Genomic DNA, 21,865 nt, shown 5'->3' with positions numbered 1-21,865 from the left:
TTGAACATTTGAACATTGCACGATTTGAACAATTACTGATTATCCAGTTCCTTTCGAATCTTTGCCGGAAGTTTTGCTTTTACCAGTTCATAGGACTGCCTGATGTATGCTTGCAATTCCGATTTCTTCAGCATTGAAATATCTTCCAGAAGCACCCATTTGTATCGCGCAACGTAAGGCGCGGGCCTGAAACCGGAACTATTGGACAATTCCTCAAATTCTTCGTTTGTTACTTTGAATGAAACAGAAACAGGTGTTTCATCCAGGCCGGTAACACAAAACATCTTCAATCCGATTGAAAACACGAGATCGTGTTCCCACTTCACATCTTCTGTTACATGCGGCAATTCCTTACAAATAGTTCTTACTGTTTCAATATCCATCTTTTACTTTCAAATCAGTATTTGAAAGTAACCAAATATTGAATTAGCTAGTTACTTTACCTGTTTAATTTCACTTTCCAGGTCTGCCAGTGCCCCGCCATTGAATACTTTGTATCCTTTTTCTTTCAACAGGTTCATGGCTTTCACACTTCTAAGTCCGTGGGAGCAGACAGTGATATATGTTTTGTCCTTATCCAGCGGAAGTTTATCCGCATGCAGACGGCTCAATTGCAGATTAACCGATCCTTCAATGTGTCCGGTCCGGTATTCGGATGGTGTTCTTACATCGAGGATAACCGCTCCCTGCTCTATTTTCTTTCCCAATCCTTTATCCAGGTTCAGGAAGCGAAATGTGCGGTATCCGATATAAATCAGTAAGCAGGCTCCTAAAATAATTCCAATGGTTTTCATACTATTTGCTGTTTGATGGATCGATTCTTTTTAAGATTGTCCGGTCGATGTAAAATGTCCCGAAAGGAACAATACAAGCCAGCAGTACTTTCCAGGTTGTTTCCCGGAATTTCCATTGGTATTCTACTCCCACGCTCAAAGTATTGAACACAAACAGCAGGAATAAAGCTCCATGAACGGTTCCCATTACTTTCGAGAATTCCGGAATCCCGAAACCATATTTTAAGGGAAGGGCTACGAATAAGAGAATCAGCAGGGAAATTCCTTCGAGAATACCTGCCAGGCGCAAACGGCCGACTTTTGACTGGATCATTTGAAACATATTATCTGAAAAAAGGTCTGTTTGACAAAGGTGAAAACGGCCACGGAATGGCAATAAAAATGAGCACAAAGGCTATAAAGAACCACAGCAGCATCGTTTTGAACTTTTCCGGATCTGTCGGCATTCGTTTGGACTTCGCCGAACCGATAGTTAAAAGCACTATAGCCAGCAGCATAATCAATGCGTGAACCAATGAATAAAATGTCACATCCCAATTTCGCAGTGCTTCACGGGCGTGCTTCCAAAAGTATTTAATGGACGGACTCTGCGTATAAACCAGTATACCAATGATCAATTGGATATGTGCAATGGTTGCTGTCCAATGACGCACCGCATTATCGGTTCTAGTAAAAGTCTTTTGGAATTTGAATCCGGTATAACCGCGGTAAATGGCATAAGTTAAACTGATTACTACCAGCCAACGGGTTAAAGAATGAAGAAATATAAGTGTTGAGTACATCGAAAATAGTTATCGATGCAAAAGTAAAGCAAAAACATACTAACCAGTATGTTTTTGATTAAAAAAATTATTTCAGGCTGTTCAAATAGTTCTTAAGCTCTTTTAAATAACGGCTGTAAGACTCTTTTCCCTGATCCAGTTTTCCAAGATTCCGCACTCCCCAATACCCCGACATGACCATGATCGTAACTTGCTTCGAATGAACATCCTTCTTTACAAAACCAGCTGCTTTTCCTTTTTCAAGAACTTCAACCAACGTATCCTCCCATTGCTTCATTAATTCGTTCATTGCATGGCCGAAATCGGCATTCCAGGGAGTCATTTCCTGTGTGATATTAGAAGCCGGACAGCCAAACTCTGGTTTAAGAAAAGGATTACCGATGAGTAAATGCTGCATCATTCCGTAGATAAACTCCAAAGGATCTCCCGGGTTTTGCAGCGGGGTAATGAAGCTTTCGGTCATCGTAGGTTTCAGGATCTCATTGATGATTGCCAAACCCATTTCATCTTTATTTTTGAAATGGTAATAAAAAGCACCTTTTGTAACCTGGGTTGTCGCTAAAATATCATCAATACTGGTGGTTTGATACCCTTTGACATAAATCAGTTCGAATGCTTTCTGCAGAATCGTTAAGCGTGTTGCTGCCGCCTTTTTCATAAAGATACTCCTTGGTATTTTTACAAAGGAATGAAAAGTTAAGGGATCTGCAAAAAAGAAATTCCCGCAGATCCCATGAATGATTGTTATCTTTCTTTGATAAATTTCGACCGCAGCACTTGTTCGTTACCGGTGAATTTTACTTCCAAGGAATAAGTTCCCTGCGCTAATTTTGTGATATCGATCTGGTTCCCGGCTTCAACATTCTTCAACTCAAGGATTGTTTTCCCGTTTAGATCCAGGATTGAAACCTGATCGGCCTGCCTATTGTCCACAAGCTGAATATAACTCTCCGCCGGATTCGGCATAACCAGCGGTACCTGGCTTTCAAACTCCGAAACACTCAAAGGATTCGACGGTACCATTTTAATGATCGGATTGGTGCCTGAATTCGTTGCAATGTAAATTTCTTTGTTCGGACCGATTGCAATGTCTCTCAAGCGGCCAAAAAGTCCCTGAAAATACTGATCTTCATCTGTTACTTCGGTTGTCTGAGAGTTCAATTCCATGGCTACAACACGTTGTCCGTTCAGTGTCACCATTAAAAGGCGGTTATCCCATTCAGGGAAAGCGGCATTTTGATAATACACCAAATCGGAAGTTGCTATAGTGGGTGTCCAGGCATGAATAGGTTCTGTATACAAACCAGTTGCACAGGGGGTGTTTTCAAATGTTTCATCGCAAAAACCGTGAATCAAAGGCCACCCATAATTCTTGCCGGATTCCAGAACGGTCAGTTCATCATCGGTAGAAGGACCGTGTTCGGAAATCACAATTTTACCGTTAGGCAATTCAACTATTCCCTGCGAATTGCGGTGTCCCATGGAATAAACGTAAGACCCGGGAGTTGGATTATCAGCCGGGATACCACCGGATACAGTTAATCTTAAATATTTACCGGATAATGACGCCGGATCCTGAGCCAACTGATCTTCGTAACATTCACCGGTCGACATCAACAAGGTTCCGTCCGGTAAAAAGTGAAGTCTTGATCCATTATGAGCTCCCCATGCAAGGATATCATCCAGAAGGATTACTTCATTAACCAAATTAGTTCCGTTAAAAGTATATTTGACCAGTCTCTCCTTGAAAAAACCTTCTGCGTCAGCAGTGCCATAGGTATAAACCAGAAACACTTCCGGAGTAACCGAAAAATCCGGATGGAAGGCCATGCCAAGCATGCCACTTTCTCCTGTTTGGTTGACCGTAGAAGTCAAATTCAACACTTCGGATTTCACCCCTGTTTGTAAATTGATCCGACTGACTTTACCTACTCGCTCTGTAACCCATAAATAATTGTCATTGACTTTAATTTCCCAGGGAGTCTGAAGATTGGAAGCCAGTGTGTCTATATAAAGAGTCGTCGTACCGACAACCTGTGTACCCTGAGCATGTACCATCGGTGCAAAACCCAGTGAAACGATAAAAAGTAACTTCTTGAATTCCATGACCGAAAATTTTAATATTCAGTTTGAAGTTAGGCAAACCTGCTACAGATAGCAAAGCGATTGAGTTAATAAATGATAATTCAATTAATTACGAATTCCGCAACGATAGCCATAAAGTGCTGATTAATCAATCCGTGGATCCATATTTTTCCCGGGTCAGTATCAGGGTGTTTTTCATCAGTTTAACCAGGTTATCCTGATTAATATCCGATAATTTCTTAATGTAGATGCATGCTTTTCCCATGGTAAATTTTCCCAGGTCATTGATCAATGTTTCCTGCCCTGGTTCTCCGGTAGAAACATAGAGCGAAATAGCTGCTTTCCGGGGAGAGAACCCCAGTAAGGGTGCGTCGCCTTCATGTCCGCTGGCATATTTATAGTGATATTTCCCGAAGCCGATGATGCTTGGTCCCCACATGTTTGCCCTGAAACCGGAAACTTGTTCCATCAATCGGATCAGGTCCCTGCTGTCCTGGCGTTTTTGTTCCGAGTCGGTGAATTCCAGGATGAATTCAGAAACATCTTTGCTTGTTTCTGCTGTTTTGGTTTTTGCCATAGTATATCCTGCGAAGTGTGAGTATAACGAAGTTATGACTTTAATCCGTCCCGGCCAATAAATCGCTCCTTTCCCAACAGGAAACCGATTGCCTTCTGGACATTCCGCTCAACACTTGCTTCTGTTTTCAGGTTCGCAATATAACGTACTATCTCATTCTGAAGAGATGGTGCCAAACTTTCGAAAACAGCATTTGCCTTCGGATTATCGTGTAAAGCCTGCACCAGCTTCGGATGTGGATGTATAGTTCGGTCCGAAAAATCCAATTCAATACTAAGCTCTACCAACTCTCCTATCCTTTCCGGGGATTTCGGAAGCATTTTAGTGTTGATGTAAAGTCTCCACTCGCCTGCAAATTTGACTAATGTCTGCTGGTAAGCTTTACCGTTAATGGTTCCTTTGACCGGAACCGGACCTTTGTCTTTTCCGAATTCTCTGAACAGATTGTTTAAAATTGGCTCAGGTATAAATACAAAGGGATTGATACCTATGATATCAATTGTGGCATTGAAAGAAACCGCATTTCTTATTTTATTCATTTAGTCAATTCCGAACTTAAAAATACGATTATTGAACTACTGAACCACCAATTTCTTAATTAATACAATTTGTCCCAGGTGGTAATACATGTGTTCCACAATACCGGCTATATTTCTGAAATTGGTCCCGTATTTCGGGTCAATAAAATCCCGGGTAAGTTGTTCATCCGGTAATGCTTCTATCAAAGAAGCCGCTTTTTCAGCTTTCTGCCAAATGCCTTCCAGCAGCTCGTCCCAATCCTTTTTCGACTCAATAACCGGAAGCATCCAGCTTATCTCGTCCTTTCCGGTTAATTTATTTTCTTCCAGGACTATTATCAATACTTCCACATAATAGGTCATGTGAAACGTCAGTGCCGCAATCGAATTCAGCGAGTACACTTGTGTAAGGGCATCTTCCCATTTCACATCAGACAAGGTTGTTTTCAGGTCTGTTGTTGTCCAGTTCCCGCCGAAATGAACGTCTCTTACATGTTTTGCCAGTTGTTTGGATATGCTCATACTCAACATTTTTCCCGCAGAGGACCGCTGACGGCCGCAGATTGTAAACAAACTTACCCGTCCTAATTCCCGGTATCTGCAGACTGTTTTATTGTTCCGCAATTTCTCAAAATTTGTGATCAAATCCAAGGTTTCAAACGGATACTTATTCGCATCGGGACCAGCAATCAAAAACGCATAGACCTTCATATCCTTCAGGGAACCGAAATCCATCAAATCTGAAATACCCTGGCTTCCCGAATGGGGTGTACTAAAATCAATGAAGTTTTAATGGTAAAAATCCAGTGCTTTCTGCACCAGCAATCCAATTTGCTCAACAGGCAAATCACCATCCGGGTCAACCAGGAAGACTTTCATACGTGATCGCTTTTCCTGCAGCATGAATGGTTCTTCAAATAATTTTCCTTCTACAAAACCGATGTAAGGCTGTTTGTGTTTTTTATGCGTCCACAGGTAACAAAACATCTTTCCTTTGTAGCAGAAAAAAGGCATTCCATATTTCAATTCGTGAGTGATTTCACTATTCTGACCTAAAATAATATCCCTTAATGCCAGCAAAGTGCTTTTAACCGGTTCCTCCTGCTGCAAGTAATAATCCGTTAGCTGCTTCATTATTTTTTCACGGCTTTTTGTTCGTTTGAGAACGAATATGGAAAATCGCTTTCTGAGAATTTGCGTTCCAAAGCAGGAGTTGAAGTCATTTTAAAATCAACAACAGCTCCTTTCATCAATTCCGAATGTTTCAGGAATAATTTGGAATATTCTTTCGCATTCATTTTTACCGCTGAGACATATTTATTCTGAGCCGAATTTTGCGGTGCGTTCAGAACTACCTGCTTTCCTCCCGACAAATGGATTACTGTTTTTTGGAACAGAGGTGCCCCCAGCACGTATTCATCCGTTGCCGGACAAACGGGATAAAATCCTAAAGATGAAAAGACATACCACGCGGAAGTCTGTCCATTATCCTCATCTCCGCAATAACCGTCCGGAGTTGGTTTGTATAAGCGATTCAATACTTCTCTTATCCAATAGTGGGATTTTGCCGGAGCACCTGCGTAATTGTACAGATAAATCATGTGCTGGATCGGTTGGTTTCCATGTGCGTACTGCCCCATGTTTGCGATCTGCATTTCCTTGATCTCGTGGATCATTCCGCCATAATAACTATCGTCATAAACCGGAGGCAAGCTAAAAACAGAATCCAGTTTGGAAACAAAACGTTCCTTACCTCCCATCAGGTCTATCAATCCCTGCACATCGTGAAAAACAGACCAGGTGTAATGCCAGCTGTTCCCTTCGGTAAAAGCATCTCCCCACTTAAACGGATTGAAAGGCGACTGGAATTGTCCATCGGCATTCTTTCCGCGCATCATTCCTGTCGAAGGATCGAACAAATTCCGGTAATTTTGGCAGCGTTTTGCATACAGATCGATCTCTTCCTGCGGACGATTCAATGCTTTAGCCAGCTGGTAAATCGCGAAATCATCGTAAGCATATTCCAATGTCCGGGCAGCATTCTCATTGATTTTCACATCGTAAGGAACGTAACCCAGTTTGTTGTAATAAGCTACTCCAAAACGCCCTACTGCACTCATCGGGCCTTCATTATTTGCTCCGTGAAGCAGGGCTTCGTATAATTTTTCGATGTCATAACCGCGTAAACCTTTGATATATGCGTCGGAAACAATGGATGCCGAATTATTCCCGATCATGATATCTGCATATCCCGGGCTCGACCATTCGGGTAGAAATCCGCCTTCCAGGTAGTCGTTCACCAATCCTTCCTGCATTTCTTTGTTGATTTCCGGGTAAACCAGGTTCAGCAAAGGATACAAAGCCCGGAACGTGTCCCAGAATCCCGTTCCGCCAAACATTTTCCCTGGAAGGACCTTTCCGTTGTAAGGACTCCAGTGTACTTCCTTACCGGCAGCATCGATCTCATAAAGTTTATTCGGGAAGAAAAGGGTTCGGTACAAACATGAGTAGAATGTTTGCTTTTGTTCCTCTGTTCCACCCGACACCTCAATTTTACCAAGTGTCTGATTCCAGTGTAATTCTGCACTATTGCGAACAGCTTCGAAACTACTATTCCCTACCTCACGTTGTAAGTTCAATTCTGCCTGATCCTGCGATATAAAAGATGAAGCAACTTTCAAATGAACCTGTTCCCCTTTTTTCGTTTTGAAACCAACCACAATTCCTGAATGGTTTGAAGTTGATTCTTCCTGATTACCAACTAATTTCCCATCCGAAGCAATGGAATAAAAGGCAATATCCTTGTCCAGGTAAATGACAAAATAGTTCTTGAAATTGGTGAGTTTTCCGCGTGCATAGCGTTTGGTGTAGCCTACGATCTTTCGTTCTTTGGGAAAAACTTTTACATAAGATCCGCGGTCCAAAGCATCTATCACAACAAAAGAACTGTCGCTTTCAGGAAAGGTAAAGCGGAACACAGCAGCTCGTTCTGTGGGAGTAATTTCTGTCGTGACATCACAATCAGCCAGGTAAACACTGTAGTAATGCGGTTTTGAAACTTCTGATTTATGTGAAAACCAGCTTGCCCTTTCATTTTGGTCAAAAACCATTTTCCCGCTTCCCGGCATAATTGCAAACTGACCGTAATCATTCATCCACGGAGAAGGCTGATGCGTTTGTTTAAAGCCTCTCATTTTATCGGCGCTGTACTGATAAGCCCAGCCATCTCCCATAACATTTGTCTGTGGTGTCCACAGGTTCATTCCCCATGGCAGGCCAATTGCAGGATAGGTATTTCCATTGGAAAGCTCCATTTTGGAATCGGTTCCCATAAGCGGATTTACATAATCAACAGTTTTTTGCTGAGCTAAAGCTGTAACAGGAAGAAGCAAAAAGAGAAAGCGTTTCATGAAAATTGCGAATTACGAATTCCAAAGTACTTCATTAATTCCGAATTCCCAGTGACTAATTACGAGTTATTTGGTTCATTTTTTCAACAATCAATCCAGGCGTTCGAGGAAGTTCTTTAAGGATGCTAAAAGGCTCGGGGCACTATTCCTATCCAGGTTCTCGCAATCCAGTTTTTTTTGGAACAGGTAGGATGAATTCACAGGATTTATAGGCGTGATTGTTTCAATATCTTGTATCGTGCTGTAAATGTTGGTTTTGAATGTTTCAAAATCATTTGTTTCCTCGTACGATTTTTCGTAACTTGCTAATTGTGCACTGATTGCATTTTTAGTCTTCATACTCAGTAAAATGGGTCTTTGTATTTATCTTTGGTCTTTGGCTAACATAAAGCAATTTGCCTCATTGTGACACTCGTTTTTTTCTGTGTCTATTATTTTATTGAAGCTCAGTTTCTTGAATATACCTGTGGCAAAAAGGGGGTTCATATATGCAATTCTGATCAATTGAATAAACTGGTTTTATTTTGGCAAAAATAGCAAATAAACACAATCGTGTTACATCTGAGCTATTAAATATTTCGACTTTGTCAACTATGAATACGAAGTCATTTAATGACATTTTGGGGAGAGAGATCAAGAGAATTCGTGAGGAGAAAGGAATTACCCAGGAGGAGTTGGCCTCACGTATGAACGTAAACGCTCAAAACATTTCCAGTTATGAACGAGGTGAAAGATGTCCGTCTTTATTTTGGATGAACCGTTTGTACGAAGCACTTGAAATTGATCCGGCAAAATTTACGGATGACCTTTATAAAAGGCTTAATGAATCTCCTCTCAACCCCAATACGGATATTATTAAGATCAAACCGGCATCCGGATAAACAGCCCCTCCCACTTTTATCAAACTATTTCTGCAAAGTCATTTTGCGGCTCGATACAATCCATTTTCATTTGTGGCTATGAAATTAAAATCCCTAATTTTGAATCATGCGCCAATTACTCCCGATCTTTTTCCTTTGCAGCTGTTTTATTTCCTTCGGACAAAATTCCCTGCTAAACAATGCAATTTCGTGGTTCAATAAGACAGATAGAACAACGATTGACAATTACCTGAAGCATTGCAGTTACCAGTTCATTGGAGAGAAAGATTCCGCGGATCTTCACCTTTTCACATATTCATTGGTAAAAACAGAAAACGGCACACAACCTTTTATCCATATACTGCTCGGTGACTCCACTTTAGAATTTATTTCGATAGATACCTACTCCCAGGGAAAGCAAATGATTGTTTCGGGATTGAAAAGCAGTAGGTTCAAATCAATCGGTACAACCATCAACGGAAACTTCATCACCACTACTTATGATAACGGGAATTTTTTAATCCAGGAGGATTACGAAGCTGTTCCAAATCCAATTGGAAAAGGGGAAATCGCTTATTTTCGATACCGGATCTTTCGTAAATACGGGCAATTTGACAGTATGAACGGGGAGAAAATCCGCTTTACAGAAGAAGGTCTAAAAATCGCGGAAAACTATAAAAACGGATTACTCGACGGACAACGGACGATCTTCTTTCCTAACGGAAGCATCAGGCGCACTGAAAATTACCGGGCAGGAAGATTGAACGGGACAGCAAGCGACTACAACCCGGAAGGGAAATTAGTCCACAGCTCAACTCACAGTTACCATTGGAAATACGGCTTGGAAAAATGGTACAACCACGAAGGAAAACTTGTAAAATCACTGCAATGGCGACGGGATGTTCCTACCGGAGTTGAAAAACAGACTTTTAACGGAGTCACTATCGGAAGTGTTTCTTATATCAATGGTTCCAGGCAGGGACCTGCAAAAATCCCGGTATATTTCGATCCACATACTGAAGCAAATTACCCGCTCGATACTTTGAATGATCCACCTTTAGGTATCGAGGATGTGGCATACGACAAGGGACTGAAAAGCGGAAAAGCCGTCTGTACCTATTTCAATACAACAGACACGATGTATGTTGCCTATTATAAAACAGGACAATTAGACAGCACATTTTCCAGATACGAACAAAACGGTATTCTTTATACTTCGACTTTTTCAAATGGCCTGGAAGCTGGAGAACGCATTTACCGGATACCTTCGGGTCCGCTGAAAGACACCATTTACCGCATTGAACAATACCAAAACGGGAAATTAAACGGATTGACCATTCAATACTATCAAAAAGCAGGTCCTGACCCGGGAATTTACGCTCCGGGAGCATGGGAAAAAGTAACCCGTCGGGAAAACTATACGGACGATCTTCTAAACGGTGATTTCATTTATCAAAAAGATTCCGAAAACTATACTTTTCAGCATTACACAGAAGGTGTTCTTCACGGCAAGCAGGAATATTCAATGGTATCATCGGATGGAAAACAATTCAAAACTACCGGATTTTATGAGAAAGGAGTGAAAACCGGAGAATGGATCACTGAAACCCCTGCAGACCATGTTATTCTAAGCGAGCATTATGTGGACAATCAAAGGCATGGGGATTTCCGCAAAACAATCAAAGGTTTCAAGTCCGAAGAGCGTTTTTATATTCACGGTATGCTTCAGCGCTTAAGGTGCTTTGAGCGAAACTCTGATTACAGATTCTACACACTGGATTTTACAAAAAACAACGACTCAGTATCTGTATTGTCTGAAATTGCAGAGTATGACACTTTCTGTCTAAAGTCCTATCGTTTCAAAATAGACGAAAACTTATGGTCAGATACAATACTTACAACACTTGTCAATTCGATAGAAAACGATCCTGAAACTACGGCTCAATCGCTGAATGGCCGTTTCGTTTTAAAAACCTCCGACTATCAAAAAAACGGGAATTACAAAAATGGAAAAGAAGTTGGGAAAATCGGTGTTTTACATGCTGATGCCGGAGTACTTGAGAGCCTGTTTTGTCAAAATGATACCATAATAAGCGCCTACTACACTCGAACAGCTATCTCCGAAGAGCAACCCTACTCGGGAAAATTCGTTTCAGCAATCACCGGAGAAAAAATCAGCATAAGAGACGGACTGCGTCACGGCTGGTGTGTGGAGTATGATAAATCATCGGGCAAAGAAATCAGAAGAACCAAATACGTAAAGGGAATGCTGAAAAAGGTCATTGAACACAAACCCGATTGAAGCAATTTCTCTAACATCCCCATCAAGCTATTTTCACCATCTCCGTATCTCCGTCCCAGTCATCCGGATCTTGGTATTTCAGGATCAGTTTCTCCCCTGTTTCAAATTCCAGGGTGATTTCATTCTCTTTGCAGTAAGCCGATTTAATGATTTTGTCTTTCACTCCAAACTTTTCCGCATAATCGTGGTAGGTATACGCCTCGTCTTCCGTATCTATCTCTCCCCAGTTTTCCCAAACTCCAAAGCAGACATCCAGGAAATACTGCGACCAGCTGACCCCTTCCATTTTAATATAAACCAAACAAGGCCCAGAATCGGGATTGTCCGGGTTCTCAACACCGATCAACTGTTCTAATTTCTTTCCTTTGGCACTTTTTACAGTGAAGTTGATATCCTGGAACATGCGTCCGGCAGCCTGTTTACTCATTTATTAAAGGTTAAAAATGTTCAAATGTTCAAATGTTCAAATGTTCAAATGTTCAAATGTTCAAATGTTCAAATGTTCAACTACAAAATATTTTGAATTCTTACACGTATTTACTTTTCGCATCATACGTTTCAATCACTTTGATCATTTCATCCAACTGTTTTCTCCCGACATTCGGAATCTTGTAATTGGCAATTTTCACAAACGCATCCAAATCTTTATTGGCTTTGATCTTTTTCAATTCTTCTTTCAGCCCTTCGAATTCCTTCTTACCTTCCAGCTGAATGTACAGGTTTGTGTAAACCCTGAAGTTATCTGCGTTCAACTGGTTAAAGTGGATTGAAAACAGGGATAAATAATGGTTAAAATAACCTTTCGGATAGGTTTCTTCCAATTTCCCGACAACTCTTTGATCGAAATGAAAGGTATAATCCAAAGCCAGGCATTCGAAAATAAATCCGGGAAGGAAAAACAGGTAATGGTTTAGCTTTAGATCTTTTAACGATTCATTGACCACTACTTTATCGGAAGGAAAGTCGGTTTTCCGGTTAGCATCTTTCAATTCATAAAATCCTCCCCAGGGCAATTGGTCATTTTTGAAACGAAACGCATTGTTTTTGTATGCTTCCTGGCTTATTTCCGTTAATTGATAAGCATACGGCTCACTAAATTCAAGGGTCCCTTTTTCTCCCTCATCAATATGTGCAAAATCCGGATCCAGGTCAAAAACCAATTCCAGGTAATTTTCCCCTGCTGTAATTTGAGGTTTTGAAACCGCCGGAGCTGCATTCCAATTCTTATTTTCTTTTACGTATTTCATTTACCTTCTGGTATCAGTAAAGAAGCCTTTTTATTCAACTTCTCTACCAAAATAACCAGAATTTTGTACATACAATAGCTTTGCTCCATTGCCGGGAAATTTTTAGTATTCCAGTAACAGCAAATACCGTTTAAGTTGTTTTCGGTACTTTTCTACGCATCACAATCGCTGTGATCAAAGCAAACAGGATTCCCATCGGGAGGATTTCCATGTAAGTCATAGCAGCTTTAAACAAAGGATTCCGGTACATCACGATAAAATCCTGCATTTCAGCATCTTGTTTTGCAACCACTGCAGGACTCGCTCCACTTTCAACCAGCTGATCATGCATTGATTCTGTGTAAACTTCAATAAACTTTGAGCCGGTAGCATAATCATAAATCAGCCAGTTTACGACATAAATCGTAGATGCGAAAAGAGTGATTAACAATCCTACTTTCAATGCTTTCCCGAAGGTTATAATTCCACCGCTGTATTTATCCCGATAGTTCTTCACACCGATGATCAGGAAAATATTCGCGATAAACATGGACGTATAGCCCAGAACCATTCCGAGGGTTGACCCACAATTCGGGGGTAAAACGAGCAATGCAATAAAGGTCCAAACTGCAGTTATCAAACCACCGATTCCTCCGTAAACCAGTACATTTCTTTTCATATTTTATAGTTTAATATTTCGACAAAAGTGCCTTTCTACAAGGGTTTGATACTCATACTTTCGGGTGATTTTTCATTTTAAAGCGGAATTATCCCCAATCGTTTGGCTGCTTCCACAGCCTGAGTCCTTCTGTTAACATCCAGTTTTTCAAACAACTTCGAGCTGTGTGTTTTTACCGTATTCAAAGAAACAAATAAACGCCCTGCAATTTCGTTATTGCTCAACCCGAGGGCGATCAATTCCAGTACTTCCAGTTCACGTTTGCTGATCCCCAATTCTTCGAGGACTTTTTCATTGCGTATAAATTCATCCGAAGGAGAAACGTATACTGTTTTTTCAACCAAAACTGTTTTAGGTTTTGTAAGCTGTTTGGCAAGCCAGATTCCCAAAACCAGGAACACAACAGCAATTGCAGCAACGTATAATTCTGTGGCATGGCTCATCACCAGCAGCCGGAATTCAAGCCAGCGCATGAGGAACAGGAGTCCGGCGAGGGAAACCCCGTAAAGAAGCATTATTCGGTAGGACTTTAACAAATTGTGCAGTATTTTCCAGTGTTTGGAACAAAGATAACTTAAATGCCCTGAATGTCTTCAACCGGACTTCCTATTTAATGGCAACCCCGTAAGCAATATATTTCCACCGTTTCGGGCTTACGTGGTTCCAAAACAATTGATCCATCAATGCTAAAAACTTTCGCTGACCTTCGCTTCTTCCAAGTGTGCCAAGGAAACCGGTTGTTTTCAGTTCGTAATTTGAAAAAACACCCAGGCACTCTTTCATTTCATCCACTGTCAAATAACGCCAGGTGTTTCCCCAGTCCGTGTATTTTTTTCTCAATCTTTTATGAAGCGGTGAAGCAACAAGGTTTTCGGCAAACAACAATTTTCCACCGGGTTTCAATGCTTTATGGATCTCTCTGAAAACCTTTTTCTGAATTTCAAAGTTGTCACCGCGTCCGATTCCACCGATGATCGATTTAAAGACAATCACATCGAAATGATTTTCATACGGAATGTTGGAAGCGTCGATATTTTCATAATCAATATATTCCGTGACCTTGTATACTTTATGCAATTTTTCGGCTGTTCCCTTCACATCCAAGACATAATCGGAGCACACGACTTTCTTTCCTTTTAAAGCCATCCAAAGAGACAAACCACCTTCACGCCCACCCAATTCCAATCCGTTTTCGACCTGATTCCAATCCACCTTTTTTTCCCAGAAGAATAGTGCCTTAGACCAGGTTTTTACATCCCATTGTATAATTTTCTGCACTAATTCGCGATCTGTCATCGGGTCTTTTTTTATCGTTCATCAGCCAATTGGCAGATAAACGGTTTGTTTTCCGGGTAACTAAGATAAAGAAATAATTGAGAGTCGACTTTGCTGCTTCCTGATTATTTTAGGCTCATGCAATACCTGGCACCAACTATTTTTAAGTTCTAATTATCGTTTCAAATGCAAACACAATCGGTACTGACAACAGAAGAACAGGGACATTTTCACCGGATGTTGCTCACCCATATACAGAATTCAGCGCAGCAAACTATGAGGTCAACTTTGCAAGCTTAACCGGCGATACTCCATATCCGGACGCGCCTTATCTTGCGGATGATCCGAAAAATCTGGCTTTCCTAACCGGAAAACGATGGGCTGACATGTAAAAAGCGGTAAAATTAACCGATATGGATGTCAGTTAATACGATTCGGTATTTGTTCCCGGAGGGGTTGCGCTATGAGAAGCAAACAGTATCGCTGACGGAAACCTGGTTACAGGACAAAATCCCGCTTTTGTAAAAGGAGCAGCGAAAAATTATCCGAATCATGGAAGCTTAATCACTTTTCTATTTTAACTCCGGCAGATTTAATGCGAAACTACTTTCAAACCAATGATGGATGCAATCAAAGTAGTCATGAAAAACAACTTCCAGGTACTCATTGGATCTTTGAACACGAAAATTCCTACCAGCACTGTTCCTACAGCTCCGATTCCGGTCCAAACCGCATATGCAGTTCCGATGGGAAGTGTTTGTACAGCTTTCATCAATAAAAGCATGCTGATAACGAGTGAAACTCCAAATCCCGCATACCACCAATAAACGGCATTTCCATGAGATATTTTCGCTTTTTCCAGGCAAGATGCAAATGCCACTTCGAACAATCCTGCGATGATTAAGATAATCCAATTCATTTTTTCAAGTTTAAACGGATTTAAGTTTGCGTAATTTATACGAACAGCAAAATCAGCGTCAACACTAATCCTGCCAACGAATAAAGCAAGCCTGCTTTAAAAACTTTGGTTTTTGGCAGGTACATCCAGAAAGCGGACAAGACAAAAAACAGCAGGGATACTCCGAAGAACACATTCAGCCAGTAAAGCGGATCGTCTGTTGATGCTTTGTGCAAATGCGTCATTTTATCCAATATATAAGGAAGTTCTTTGGTTGTTATGTGTGCAACACCCGTTCTCTTGTTATAATCGCCATTCCTGAAATAAACCATTTCGCCTTCTTCTCTTTCGAAATTGTAACGGCGTAAATCCAAGGCCTTCCCGATGCTCTCATTCTTAACGTTCGGTTCAATCCTGATTTCTTCGGTGTGCTCGCTCTTGAGAAAATCTGTATCACGAAAGATCAATACAATGCCGCTGATTGCATATACAGCCATTATTCCGGCTAAGAAAAAACCAAGGTAGCGGTGAAGAACGCGCATGGAAAGTTTTGAATTATTCATGCGGTAAAATTAATGATTCCAAAAAGGTTTTCATTCACCGGAACAGGTGATTTTACGCCAGGGCTGAAAAAATTTCAGCCCTGGCGGTTTATCGAATCAACGGAAGTAATTTCTCCTGCAGATACATGCTCCAGGCCGGTGCGCAGGAGTCATAACATTCAATTTCGGGAGTTAATCCCTGGTGTGTAAATACCAGCTCTGTTTTTCCATCCTTTTCTGAAATTTCGAACACGATTTTTGTCCCGACCCATTCGTCTTTCTGTTCCAGGAAGCTCAACTCACTTTCGGTTATTAACCAAACTACTCTTTCGTTGGGAATAACTTCCACCAGCTTTTGTTTGGAATAATGCGCCCCGTCTCCTGCTCTGAAACTGAATTCATCGTTCAGTTCTTTCGTCTCTCCTGAAAAAGATTCGTTGTAAAGTCCCGACCACCAGGAACGTACCTCTCTAATCGCTTTAAAAACGTGTTCCGGACTTTTCTCTGTTTGGATTGAATAGGTAAAATTTTTTGTTTCCATTACGCTTGCTTTAAGTAAATCAATTGCCCGGTATGATAGGCCAAATGCGTTGTCCGGGTTAAAATAATATTCAATTTGTTGCGGTGCGGTTCTTTCACAAAATCCTCTTCCGAAACGGCTGTATGCCTTTCGAACCAGTCTTCCGCTTTTAACCGGTCCATTTTTGCTTTTAAATAAATCTTTTGCTTTTCCCAAATCGAACGCAATTCCTGTACAGACGGAATTTCCGGGATGGTTTTATCCGGTGACTCTATAAAAATCTTAGTTAACCCAGGATGCTGCTTCTCATCAAAACCCAATAAAGGAAGCATGTTGTCGTGCACTGAGATCAAATGTCCCAGCAAATAAACTCCTCTGTTTTTTCCCGGTGAAACTTCTTTTTGCAATTGGTCGTCCGACAGGGTTTTAAGCAATACATCACAATTCTGTATGGAAGCTTCCCATCTGTCCAAAATCAATTTTACCGCTGTTTGTAGTACACTCATATTCTTGTTTTAGTCATTTTAACAAATGTATATGCTGTGTATGAAACCCAAAAGGTGTGAAAGAGACAATCTAACGGGTTGATCCGGACATGTCAATTCCATACATTTGCGAAAAAGGTTCCATGAAACATTTGACCATTATCGTACCCGAAGGGGAAAACAATTTAAGCAGTATTGTAGGCACATACAAACTATTCTCAAGGGCAAATGCATATTGGAAAGAAAAACACAGCGAACAGGTATTCGAAATCCAGCTGGCCGGAATCTCAAAGCAGGTTGATTTTTACGAAGGTCTATTTTCCGTAAAACCCCACACTTCCATATGCGATATTTTGAAAACGGATCTGATTATCATTCCTTCCCTGAACCACAACTATCCGAAAGCGATCTCTTGCTCAATGAAGAACTCATCTCATGGATTCTCAAACATCGAAAAGAGGGTGCTGAAATAGCGAGTATCTGTACCGGAGCGTTTTTATTGGCGGCTTCAGGCATACTCGATGGTAAAAGTTGCTCTACTCATTGGAGTGCAGCGGAAGACTTCAGGAGGCTGTTCCCAAAAATAAAACTGCAAACCGATCATTTGATTACAGATGAAGGAGGAATCTACACCAACGGCGGTGCTTATTCCTTCCTAAACCTGATTATTTACCTTATAGAGAAACACTTCGACCGGCAGACGGCTATTTACTGTTCAAAAGTATTTCAAATAGAACCTGACAGAAAAAGCCAATCTGCCTTTAGCATTTTCAGAGGTCAAAAAAACCATGATGATGAAGTGGTAAAAGAAGTCCAAAACTATATCGAACAAAATTTCCGCGAAAAGATCTCCATCGAAGAATTATCTTCCCGTTTTTCAGTTGGAAGACGAAATTTTGACCGCAGGTTTATCAAAGCAACCGGAAACAGCCCCACTGAGTACATTCAGCGCGTAAAAGTTGAGTCTGCCAAAAAATCCCTGGAAATAAGCCGGAAAACAGTCAGCGAAATTATGTATGAGGTTGGTTATTCCGATCAAAAAGCATTTCGGGAAGTATTTCGAAGATTCACTGGAATGTCACCGGTTGAATACAAAGGACGTTACAACAAGGATCTTTTATGACATCTTTCAGTAGAGAAGAAATATTTTTCAGCCCTACCGGAGATATCAAAACGCTTCGTCTATCAATTCCCTGTTGAGCATTGCTCCTGCAAGTGTTCCCGCTGCAACTGCATTTGCCACGGATCGCATTTGGGTTACGTTATCGCCGCAGGCATACACGCCCGGAACACTGGTCTTTTGGAACGGATCAACTACGATGAAACCTTGCTCTGACAACTCACACCCCAATTTTTCAGGAAGGTCCGAATGCTGGGAAAAAGGCAGTTTGGCATACATGGCTTTCAATGGAAAACTGCTTCCGTCTTTGAACTGAACTTCGCTGATGTATCCGTTTGTATGATGGAATGCTTCCAGTTCCTTTTCATTCACTGCGATTCCGTGCTGTTTGAGTTTCGAATTTTGTTCGGGTGTGAGGGTTGATTTCCCGTTAGTGAATACGGTTAGTTCTTTCGTCCAGTTAGCAATCAGCTTCGAAAATTCAAAGGCCATTTCACCGTTTGCAAGAATTCCTGTTTTTTCATTCCGCACTTCATAGCCGTGGCAATACGGACAATGGATCATGGAAATTCCCCAGCATGCTCCTGCTCCTTTTATTTCGGGCATGATATCTTTAACTCCTGTAGCGAAAATCAGTTTTTTCGCATCAAAAGTTTCCCCGTTTTCAGTGGTAATTGTAAATCCGGACTCTTTCTTTTCCGCTCCAACTGCCAAACCGGAATAAAACTCCACTGTTTTATACTGTGCCACCTGCTCCCTGGCTTTTGAAGCAATTGCCTGTGGTGTTTCCCCGTCCTGTGTAATGAAATTATGTGAATGAGGCGTTTGTGCATTACACGGTTTCCCGCTGTCGATGATGAGTACGTTTCTCAATGATCTTCCAAGCGCCATTCCTGCTGCCAGCCCGGAATAACTTCCCCCGATAATAATGGTGTCGTAAATCTTGTTTGTCATGTTGCTAAAAGTTTGTTTGTAGCACAAATGTACACTTTTAAGTATCTAATGCAACAATATTGCAATAAGTTTTCATTCTTACATGATTATCTGAGATTCATCCCGGTGATCGAAATCACCGGGTATCACAATAGCTGTTCGAATTATTAAACTTGCAAGAAAAAGTGTTCCATAATCCATTTAACTGTTTGAAATGCAAACGAATCATTTAGAAAACCCGTAACTATATGTTTTGAGAGCACAGTTATAGACTACCATGATTCGCATCCAGCCTAAACGATTTTTATAACGGACACCAACATAATTACTCACGTTATTACTCCACAATCCTTCATAAACATGCGGAGTAGGCGGACAACAGGTGTATGTTCTTTTTAACAGCGTCAAAACTCCCTGATTCCAATGATCAGTGATGTGGATACTATCTCCGGAATTAAAGGGAACCACGTAATCGGCATCGGTAAGAATGTATACATCCGGATTGAGAGTTTCTATGCTCAACGTTGCGTTGGAGTGACCATCTTCCGTCAGGTTTCCCATGGTATCCTGGTTACTTACAATGAAACTGATATCCGGCACCCCATCACCTGTTAGATCACAAGGATTGGTAGTAACTGTCGAATCCCACCAGCCTAATAAATCATTAGGTTCCCAGCTTACCACCTCATACTCTGTTGGAAGAGATCCTCCGGCTACAATTTCATCCGGATACGCTTTAGCTCCGGAAGTGGCTGGTGTTTTTTCTTTTTTACAAGCCAAAATACTTGCTGCCATAGGTACAACCAAGAAGAATTTTCTTAGGTTTTGTTTGAAGTTATTTTTCATGTCATTTTTGTTATGACTGATTGATTTGGATGGGTTTCGTACTGCAATGTACAATTTATCAAGCAGATTATTCTTCCTGGAAATAACTTTTTTTCACTTTGGCCAATTACTGATTTTTTTTTAAAAGAAATCAAAATAGATTCAATACCATTTTGCCTTCACATTCGCATTCCACAATTTCATGGCGAAATCCCTGAAAGCGCCAGGAGCCTGATTGAATGCTTTGTCAAATTTATAATCACCACCCACAAATTCACCATTGCCGATATCTACTTTATTCTCTCCACGCATGGCATGCTTTTGTGTTCCTTCATACATGATGATTTTCATTTCTGCCGGACTTACATCACCGGTACAGGTTAGCAGATACATCATCCAAACTTCGGCAATACCATCCTTATCCAAATCTGTCACCTGGAAGGTATTCTTCACAAAATCAGCAGCTATGTCCAATGGACATTCTTTGATATAATCGGTTACTTTCCAGGTTTGCCTGATGCTGTCCTCGAATAACAAATAGTGATGGGCAAACAGGTATTTTTCCCTGTAATCTTCGGAAGGTGCTGTTTTGCTGACTGCTTCTTCGGTTTTACAGGTAATCACCAGGTTTACTCCCGATTCATCTGTCCAGCGGACAGCTTCTTTCAAAGTGCCTTTGTAGGAAATTCCTTTGGGAATATCGGATTTTGTAAGTTTTGTGAGGGCAATTTTTTCCTGGGCCGAAGCAAACAGGGAGTTGAACGCGAAAAATAAGTAAATAAATTTTTTCATATAAGAATGTGAAAATACATGTTTTGCCAATAAACTGTTACCTACTTCCAGGGTATGGTTTAATAATTCATTTCTCCGAAGTCTTATAGGCCGTTAACAGTTCCACGATAACCAAACTCAGTATAAGAACAATTTCACCTGCAAAATAAATCTTTCCCAACAAGGTGAGCTTTTCAAAATAGCGGACAACGAAGAAAGCAATCAAACATCCGTAAAAAGTATTCGCAAAGGCAATGATCTTTAGAAGCAGTGTATGCTTTCGGTTCCCGAAATAATGGGACATCAGCGAATAAATCGTATACACGCAGGCTATGATGGAAAAAAGCCTCAGCACGACCAGCGGCATGCCGAAGTGCTCTTGAAAAGGTTCGACAATAACAGCCAACAATAAAACGGTAATTCCTGCTCCCCATGCATCAAGCAAAAGCATTTTTTTCGCATTCAGGCTTAGTAATTTGTTCATCGTTTCTTCCAATCTCATTTGACAAAAACCTGACTCCACTAACGACTCGAACGCATCGCTTTCACAATATTCAGGGACTTATCTTCCAGGTATCTTTTGTACTCCTCACTTTCCGAACCATACAAGGCCATTTTACCTTCGTGGTTGAAATGAATACCCCAGCCATAGCGTTTTCCTAAGGGTGATGCCCTGAAACAAGCCTGCCCCTTCGAAAAGAATTGAGCTTTTGCAGCTTCGTATTCACTTTCCGTTAAGTCATTCTTGTCGGCGAAAACCCGGAACAACACCTCATCAGAAGTGTATTTGTAGGGATTTTTACTGATCATGTCAAACTGCCGGTTTGCAATCGTTAAAGCATCGCCTTTTAACGGTGGAACAGTTCCGTTTCCGATAGGACAATCATCGGAAACGGTAATAAACGTATTGATATAATTAGTTGTATGAACTTTCATCAATCTAAAATACGGAAATCTGGCTTCGGAAACAAACCTCTTAAGATCCAGCAAAAGGAGTCCCGAAAATACCAACGGCCAATTCCATCCAAACCAGGATAAAAACTCCAAGAGCTGCCAGGCACAATATCAGCCTGTTTGTACGCTTTTCCACCGTTCTGAGTACCAATTCGCAAACCGAACCGGTTCCGAGCAATAAAATCCCCATGACCAGGAAATCAAAGCCTTTTAACGGTGGAACAGTTCCGTTTCCGATAGGACAATCATCGGAAACGGTAATAAACGTATTGATATAATTAGTTGTATGAACTTTCATCAATCTAAAAT

At 41.0% G+C, this 21,865-nt stretch carries 30 protein-coding genes and 1 pseudogene; 4 read left to right on the top strand and 27 right to left on the bottom strand.

Features of this window, described 5'->3' with window-relative positions; genetic code table 11:
• Positions 1-32: 32 nt before the first annotated feature.
• The 12 genes from QZT69_RS01055 to QZT69_RS01000 all read right to left on the bottom strand — a co-directional run bounded on the left by QZT69_RS01055 (position 33) and on the right by QZT69_RS01000 (position 8,505).
• The gene (locus QZT69_RS01055) at positions 33-383 is read right to left on the bottom strand and encodes an MmcQ/YjbR family DNA-binding protein (RefSeq protein ID WP_294669700.1); all 351 of its coding nucleotides are present in this window, start codon (positions 381-383) and stop codon (positions 33-35) included.
• A gap of 51 nt (positions 384-434) precedes the next feature.
• Positions 435-794 carry a rhodanese-like domain-containing protein gene (locus QZT69_RS01050; RefSeq protein WP_294669698.1) on the bottom strand — a complete coding sequence of 120 codons (360 nt, stop codon included), beginning with the start codon at positions 792-794 and terminating at the stop codon, positions 435-437.
• Position 795: 1 nt separating this feature from the next.
• Positions 796-1,107 carry a DUF3817 domain-containing protein gene (locus QZT69_RS01045; protein ID WP_294669697.1) on the bottom strand — a complete coding sequence of 104 codons (312 nt, stop codon included), beginning with the start codon at positions 1,105-1,107 and terminating at the stop codon, positions 796-798.
• 10 nt (positions 1,108-1,117) lie between these two features.
• On the bottom strand, positions 1,118-1,576 hold the full coding sequence (locus QZT69_RS01040) for a hypothetical protein (protein WP_294669696.1): 459 nt from the start codon (positions 1,574-1,576) through the stop codon (positions 1,118-1,120).
• Positions 1,577-1,643: 67 nt separating this feature from the next.
• Positions 1,644-2,234 carry a TetR/AcrR family transcriptional regulator gene (locus QZT69_RS01035; RefSeq protein ID WP_294669694.1) on the bottom strand — a complete coding sequence of 197 codons (591 nt, stop codon included), beginning with the start codon at positions 2,232-2,234 and terminating at the stop codon, positions 1,644-1,646.
• 86 nt (positions 2,235-2,320) lie between these two features.
• Positions 2,321-3,682 carry a PQQ-dependent sugar dehydrogenase gene (locus tag QZT69_RS01030; protein ID WP_294669693.1) on the bottom strand — a complete coding sequence of 454 codons (1,362 nt, stop codon included), beginning with the start codon at positions 3,680-3,682 and terminating at the stop codon, positions 2,321-2,323.
• Positions 3,683-3,809: 127 nt separating this feature from the next.
• Positions 3,810-4,238 carry a DUF1801 domain-containing protein gene (locus QZT69_RS01025; RefSeq protein WP_294669691.1) on the bottom strand — a complete coding sequence of 143 codons (429 nt, stop codon included), beginning with the start codon at positions 4,236-4,238 and terminating at the stop codon, positions 3,810-3,812.
• Between the two features lie 32 nt (positions 4,239-4,270).
• Positions 4,271-4,777, bottom strand: coding sequence for a YdeI/OmpD-associated family protein (locus QZT69_RS01020; protein WP_294669689.1), 507 nt, complete (start codon positions 4,775-4,777; stop codon positions 4,271-4,273).
• A 36-nt stretch (positions 4,778-4,813) separates the two neighbouring features.
• Positions 4,814-5,278 carry a DinB family protein gene (locus tag QZT69_RS01015; protein ID WP_294669687.1) on the bottom strand — a complete coding sequence of 155 codons (465 nt, stop codon included), beginning with the start codon at positions 5,276-5,278 and terminating at the stop codon, positions 4,814-4,816.
• Positions 5,279-5,545: 267 nt separating this feature from the next.
• Positions 5,546-5,890, bottom strand: coding sequence for a DUF1801 domain-containing protein (locus tag QZT69_RS01010; RefSeq protein WP_294669685.1), 345 nt, complete (start codon positions 5,888-5,890; stop codon positions 5,546-5,548).
• On the bottom strand, positions 5,890-8,166 hold the full coding sequence (locus QZT69_RS01005; protein ID WP_294669683.1) for a GH92 family glycosyl hydrolase: 2,277 nt from the start codon (positions 8,164-8,166) through the stop codon (positions 5,890-5,892). Before QZT69_RS01005 ends, QZT69_RS01010 begins: the two co-directional genes overlap by 1 nt.
• A gap of 90 nt (positions 8,167-8,256) precedes the next feature.
• Complete coding sequence (locus tag QZT69_RS01000) at positions 8,257-8,505, bottom strand: hypothetical protein (RefSeq protein WP_294669681.1); 249 nt, start codon at positions 8,503-8,505, stop codon at positions 8,257-8,259.
• 254 nt (positions 8,506-8,759) lie between these two features.
• On the opposite strand from QZT69_RS01000, the gene QZT69_RS00995 reads away from it, so the two are divergent.
• Positions 8,760-9,047, top strand: a complete 288-nt coding sequence (locus QZT69_RS00995; protein ID WP_294669679.1) for a helix-turn-helix domain-containing protein — start codon at positions 8,760-8,762, stop codon at positions 9,045-9,047.
• Between the two features lie 106 nt (positions 9,048-9,153).
• Positions 9,154-11,328, top strand: coding sequence for a hypothetical protein (locus QZT69_RS00990; protein ID WP_294669677.1), 2,175 nt, complete (start codon positions 9,154-9,156; stop codon positions 11,326-11,328).
• A gap of 22 nt (positions 11,329-11,350) precedes the next feature.
• On the opposite strand, the gene QZT69_RS00985 is transcribed toward QZT69_RS00990, so the two are convergent.
• The 9 genes from QZT69_RS00985 to QZT69_RS00945 form a co-directional block, all read right to left on the bottom strand.
• Positions 11,351-11,755, bottom strand: a complete 405-nt coding sequence (locus QZT69_RS00985) for a hypothetical protein (protein WP_294669675.1) — start codon at positions 11,753-11,755, stop codon at positions 11,351-11,353.
• A 100-nt stretch (positions 11,756-11,855) separates the two neighbouring features.
• A complete protein-coding gene (locus QZT69_RS00980) occupies positions 11,856-12,575 on the bottom strand; it encodes a hypothetical protein (RefSeq protein ID WP_294669673.1) in 720 nt (239 codons plus the stop codon).
• A 130-nt stretch (positions 12,576-12,705) separates the two neighbouring features.
• On the bottom strand, positions 12,706-13,233 hold the full coding sequence (locus tag QZT69_RS00975) for a DUF4199 domain-containing protein (RefSeq protein ID WP_294669672.1): 528 nt from the start codon (positions 13,231-13,233) through the stop codon (positions 12,706-12,708).
• 77 nt (positions 13,234-13,310) lie between these two features.
• Positions 13,311-13,748 carry a LuxR C-terminal-related transcriptional regulator gene (locus tag QZT69_RS00970; protein ID WP_294669671.1) on the bottom strand — a complete coding sequence of 146 codons (438 nt, stop codon included), beginning with the start codon at positions 13,746-13,748 and terminating at the stop codon, positions 13,311-13,313.
• A 91-nt stretch (positions 13,749-13,839) separates the two neighbouring features.
• Positions 13,840-14,529, bottom strand: a complete 690-nt coding sequence (locus QZT69_RS00965; RefSeq protein WP_294669670.1) for a class I SAM-dependent methyltransferase — start codon at positions 14,527-14,529, stop codon at positions 13,840-13,842.
• Between the two features lie 571 nt (positions 14,530-15,100).
• Complete coding sequence (locus tag QZT69_RS00960; RefSeq protein WP_294669669.1) at positions 15,101-15,427, bottom strand: multidrug efflux SMR transporter; 327 nt, start codon at positions 15,425-15,427, stop codon at positions 15,101-15,103.
• A gap of 35 nt (positions 15,428-15,462) precedes the next feature.
• Positions 15,463-15,969 (bottom strand): PepSY domain-containing protein, encoded by a 507-nt coding sequence (locus tag QZT69_RS00955; RefSeq protein WP_294669667.1) that lies wholly within the window; start codon positions 15,967-15,969, stop codon positions 15,463-15,465.
• Between the two features lie 88 nt (positions 15,970-16,057).
• Positions 16,058-16,489, bottom strand: coding sequence for an SRPBCC domain-containing protein (locus QZT69_RS00950; protein ID WP_294669665.1), 432 nt, complete (start codon positions 16,487-16,489; stop codon positions 16,058-16,060).
• Positions 16,489-16,974: a DinB family protein gene (locus tag QZT69_RS00945; protein WP_294669663.1), complete on the bottom strand. Its 486-nt coding sequence runs from the start codon at positions 16,972-16,974 to the stop codon at positions 16,489-16,491. The genes QZT69_RS00950 and QZT69_RS00945 overlap by 1 nt, the downstream gene beginning before the upstream one ends.
• A 122-nt stretch (positions 16,975-17,096) precedes the next feature.
• Here QZT69_RS00945 and QZT69_RS00940 point away from each other — a divergent pair, with 122 nt between their 5' ends.
• A complete protein-coding gene (locus tag QZT69_RS00940; RefSeq protein ID WP_294669661.1) occupies positions 17,097-17,426 on the top strand; it encodes a hypothetical protein in 330 nt (109 codons plus the stop codon).
• Positions 17,366-18,076, top strand: coding sequence for a GlxA family transcriptional regulator (locus QZT69_RS00935; RefSeq protein WP_294669659.1), 711 nt, complete (start codon positions 17,366-17,368; stop codon positions 18,074-18,076). Before QZT69_RS00940 ends, QZT69_RS00935 begins: the two co-directional genes overlap by 61 nt.
• A gap of 45 nt (positions 18,077-18,121) precedes the next feature.
• Here the strand turns inward: QZT69_RS00935 and QZT69_RS00930 are convergent, their stop codons facing one another.
• The 6 genes and pseudogenes from QZT69_RS00930 to QZT69_RS00905 all read right to left on the bottom strand — a co-directional run.
• Positions 18,122-19,027 (bottom strand): NAD(P)/FAD-dependent oxidoreductase, encoded by a 906-nt coding sequence (locus QZT69_RS00930; protein ID WP_294669657.1) that lies wholly within the window; start codon positions 19,025-19,027, stop codon positions 18,122-18,124.
• Between the two features lie 204 nt (positions 19,028-19,231).
• The gene (locus QZT69_RS00925; RefSeq protein WP_294669655.1) at positions 19,232-19,852 is read right to left on the bottom strand and encodes a hypothetical protein; all 621 of its coding nucleotides are present in this window, start codon (positions 19,850-19,852) and stop codon (positions 19,232-19,234) included.
• Between the two features lie 141 nt (positions 19,853-19,993).
• Entirely contained in the window at positions 19,994-20,623 is a 630-nt protein-coding gene (locus tag QZT69_RS00920; protein WP_294669654.1) for a M949_RS01915 family surface polysaccharide biosynthesis protein, read from the bottom strand.
• 67 nt (positions 20,624-20,690) lie between these two features.
• Positions 20,691-21,086 (bottom strand): hypothetical protein, encoded by a 396-nt coding sequence (locus QZT69_RS00915; protein ID WP_294669653.1) that lies wholly within the window; start codon positions 21,084-21,086, stop codon positions 20,691-20,693.
• A 38-nt stretch (positions 21,087-21,124) separates the two neighbouring features.
• Positions 21,125-21,538: a DUF6157 family protein gene (locus QZT69_RS00910; RefSeq protein ID WP_294669652.1), complete on the bottom strand. Its 414-nt coding sequence runs from the start codon at positions 21,536-21,538 to the stop codon at positions 21,125-21,127.
• Positions 21,539-21,578: 40 nt separating this feature from the next.
• Positions 21,579-21,865 (bottom strand): annotated as a pseudogene (locus QZT69_RS00905) (hypothetical protein); the annotation flags it as partial.

This window comes from uncultured Fluviicola sp. (assembly GCF_902168135.1).
Lineage (GTDB): Bacteria > Bacteroidota > Bacteroidia > Flavobacteriales_D > Crocinitomicaceae > Fluviicola.
This window is presented reverse-complemented; position numbering and strand designations above follow the sequence as displayed.

Bases quoted from the DNA above. Each gene is read 5' to 3' on its own strand.
- QZT69_RS01000 (WP_294669681.1), bottom strand. From the start codon at position 8,505: ATGAAGACTAAAAATGCAATCAGTGCACAATTAGCAAGTTACGAAAAA.
- QZT69_RS00920 (WP_294669654.1), bottom strand. From the start codon at position 20,623: ATGAAAAAATTTATTTACTTATTTTTCGCGTTCAACTCCCTGTTTGCT.
- QZT69_RS01045 (WP_294669697.1), bottom strand. From the start codon at position 1,107: ATGATCCAGTCAAAAGTCGGCCGTTTGCGCCTGGCAGGTATTCTCGAA.
- QZT69_RS00910 (WP_294669652.1), bottom strand. From the start codon at position 21,538: ATGAAAGTTCATACAACTAATTATATCAATACGTTTATTACCGTTTCC.
- QZT69_RS00990 (WP_294669677.1), top strand. From the start codon at position 9,154: ATGCGCCAATTACTCCCGATCTTTTTCCTTTGCAGCTGTTTTATTTCC.
- QZT69_RS01035 (WP_294669694.1), bottom strand. From the start codon at position 2,234: ATGAAAAAGGCGGCAGCAACACGCTTAACGATTCTGCAGAAAGCATTC.
- QZT69_RS01010 (WP_294669685.1), bottom strand. From the start codon at position 5,890: ATGAAGCAGCTAACGGATTATTACTTGCAGCAGGAGGAACCGGTTAAA.
- QZT69_RS00940 (WP_294669661.1), top strand. From the start codon at position 17,097: ATGAAACATTTGACCATTATCGTACCCGAAGGGGAAAACAATTTAAGC.
- QZT69_RS00925 (WP_294669655.1), bottom strand. From the start codon at position 19,852: ATGAAAAATAACTTCAAACAAAACCTAAGAAAATTCTTCTTGGTTGTA.
- QZT69_RS00970 (WP_294669671.1), bottom strand. From the start codon at position 13,748: ATGCTTCTTTACGGGGTTTCCCTCGCCGGACTCCTGTTCCTCATGCGC.
- QZT69_RS00975 (WP_294669672.1), bottom strand. From the start codon at position 13,233: ATGAAAAGAAATGTACTGGTTTACGGAGGAATCGGTGGTTTGATAACT.
- QZT69_RS00980 (WP_294669673.1), bottom strand. From the start codon at position 12,575: ATGAAATACGTAAAAGAAAATAAGAATTGGAATGCAGCTCCGGCGGTT.
- QZT69_RS00945 (WP_294669663.1), bottom strand. From the start codon at position 16,974: ATGAGTGTACTACAAACAGCGGTAAAATTGATTTTGGACAGATGGGAA.
- QZT69_RS00960 (WP_294669669.1), bottom strand. From the start codon at position 15,427: ATGAATTGGATTATCTTAATCATCGCAGGATTGTTCGAAGTGGCATTT.
- QZT69_RS00965 (WP_294669670.1), bottom strand. From the start codon at position 14,529: ATGACAGATCGCGAATTAGTGCAGAAAATTATACAATGGGATGTAAAA.
- QZT69_RS01025 (WP_294669691.1), bottom strand. From the start codon at position 4,238: ATGGCAAAAACCAAAACAGCAGAAACAAGCAAAGATGTTTCTGAATTC.
- QZT69_RS00950 (WP_294669665.1), bottom strand. From the start codon at position 16,489: ATGGAAACAAAAAATTTTACCTATTCAATCCAAACAGAGAAAAGTCCG.
- QZT69_RS01020 (WP_294669689.1), bottom strand. From the start codon at position 4,777: ATGAATAAAATAAGAAATGCGGTTTCTTTCAATGCCACAATTGATATC.
- QZT69_RS01055 (WP_294669700.1), bottom strand. From the start codon at position 383: ATGGATATTGAAACAGTAAGAACTATTTGTAAGGAATTGCCGCATGTA.
- QZT69_RS01005 (WP_294669683.1), bottom strand. From the start codon at position 8,166: ATGAAACGCTTTCTCTTTTTGCTTCTTCCTGTTACAGCTTTAGCTCAG.
- QZT69_RS00930 (WP_294669657.1), bottom strand. From the start codon at position 19,027: ATGACAAACAAGATTTACGACACCATTATTATCGGGGGAAGTTATTCC.
- QZT69_RS00915 (WP_294669653.1), bottom strand. From the start codon at position 21,086: ATGAACAAATTACTAAGCCTGAATGCGAAAAAAATGCTTTTGCTTGAT.
- QZT69_RS01015 (WP_294669687.1), bottom strand. From the start codon at position 5,278: ATGAGCATATCCAAACAACTGGCAAAACATGTAAGAGACGTTCATTTC.
- QZT69_RS00955 (WP_294669667.1), bottom strand. From the start codon at position 15,969: ATGAATAATTCAAAACTTTCCATGCGCGTTCTTCACCGCTACCTTGGT.
- QZT69_RS00995 (WP_294669679.1), top strand. From the start codon at position 8,760: ATGAATACGAAGTCATTTAATGACATTTTGGGGAGAGAGATCAAGAGA.
- QZT69_RS01030 (WP_294669693.1), bottom strand. From the start codon at position 3,682: ATGGAATTCAAGAAGTTACTTTTTATCGTTTCACTGGGTTTTGCACCG.
- QZT69_RS00985 (WP_294669675.1), bottom strand. From the start codon at position 11,755: ATGAGTAAACAGGCTGCCGGACGCATGTTCCAGGATATCAACTTCACT.
- QZT69_RS01050 (WP_294669698.1), bottom strand. From the start codon at position 794: ATGAAAACCATTGGAATTATTTTAGGAGCCTGCTTACTGATTTATATC.
- QZT69_RS01040 (WP_294669696.1), bottom strand. From the start codon at position 1,576: ATGTACTCAACACTTATATTTCTTCATTCTTTAACCCGTTGGCTGGTA.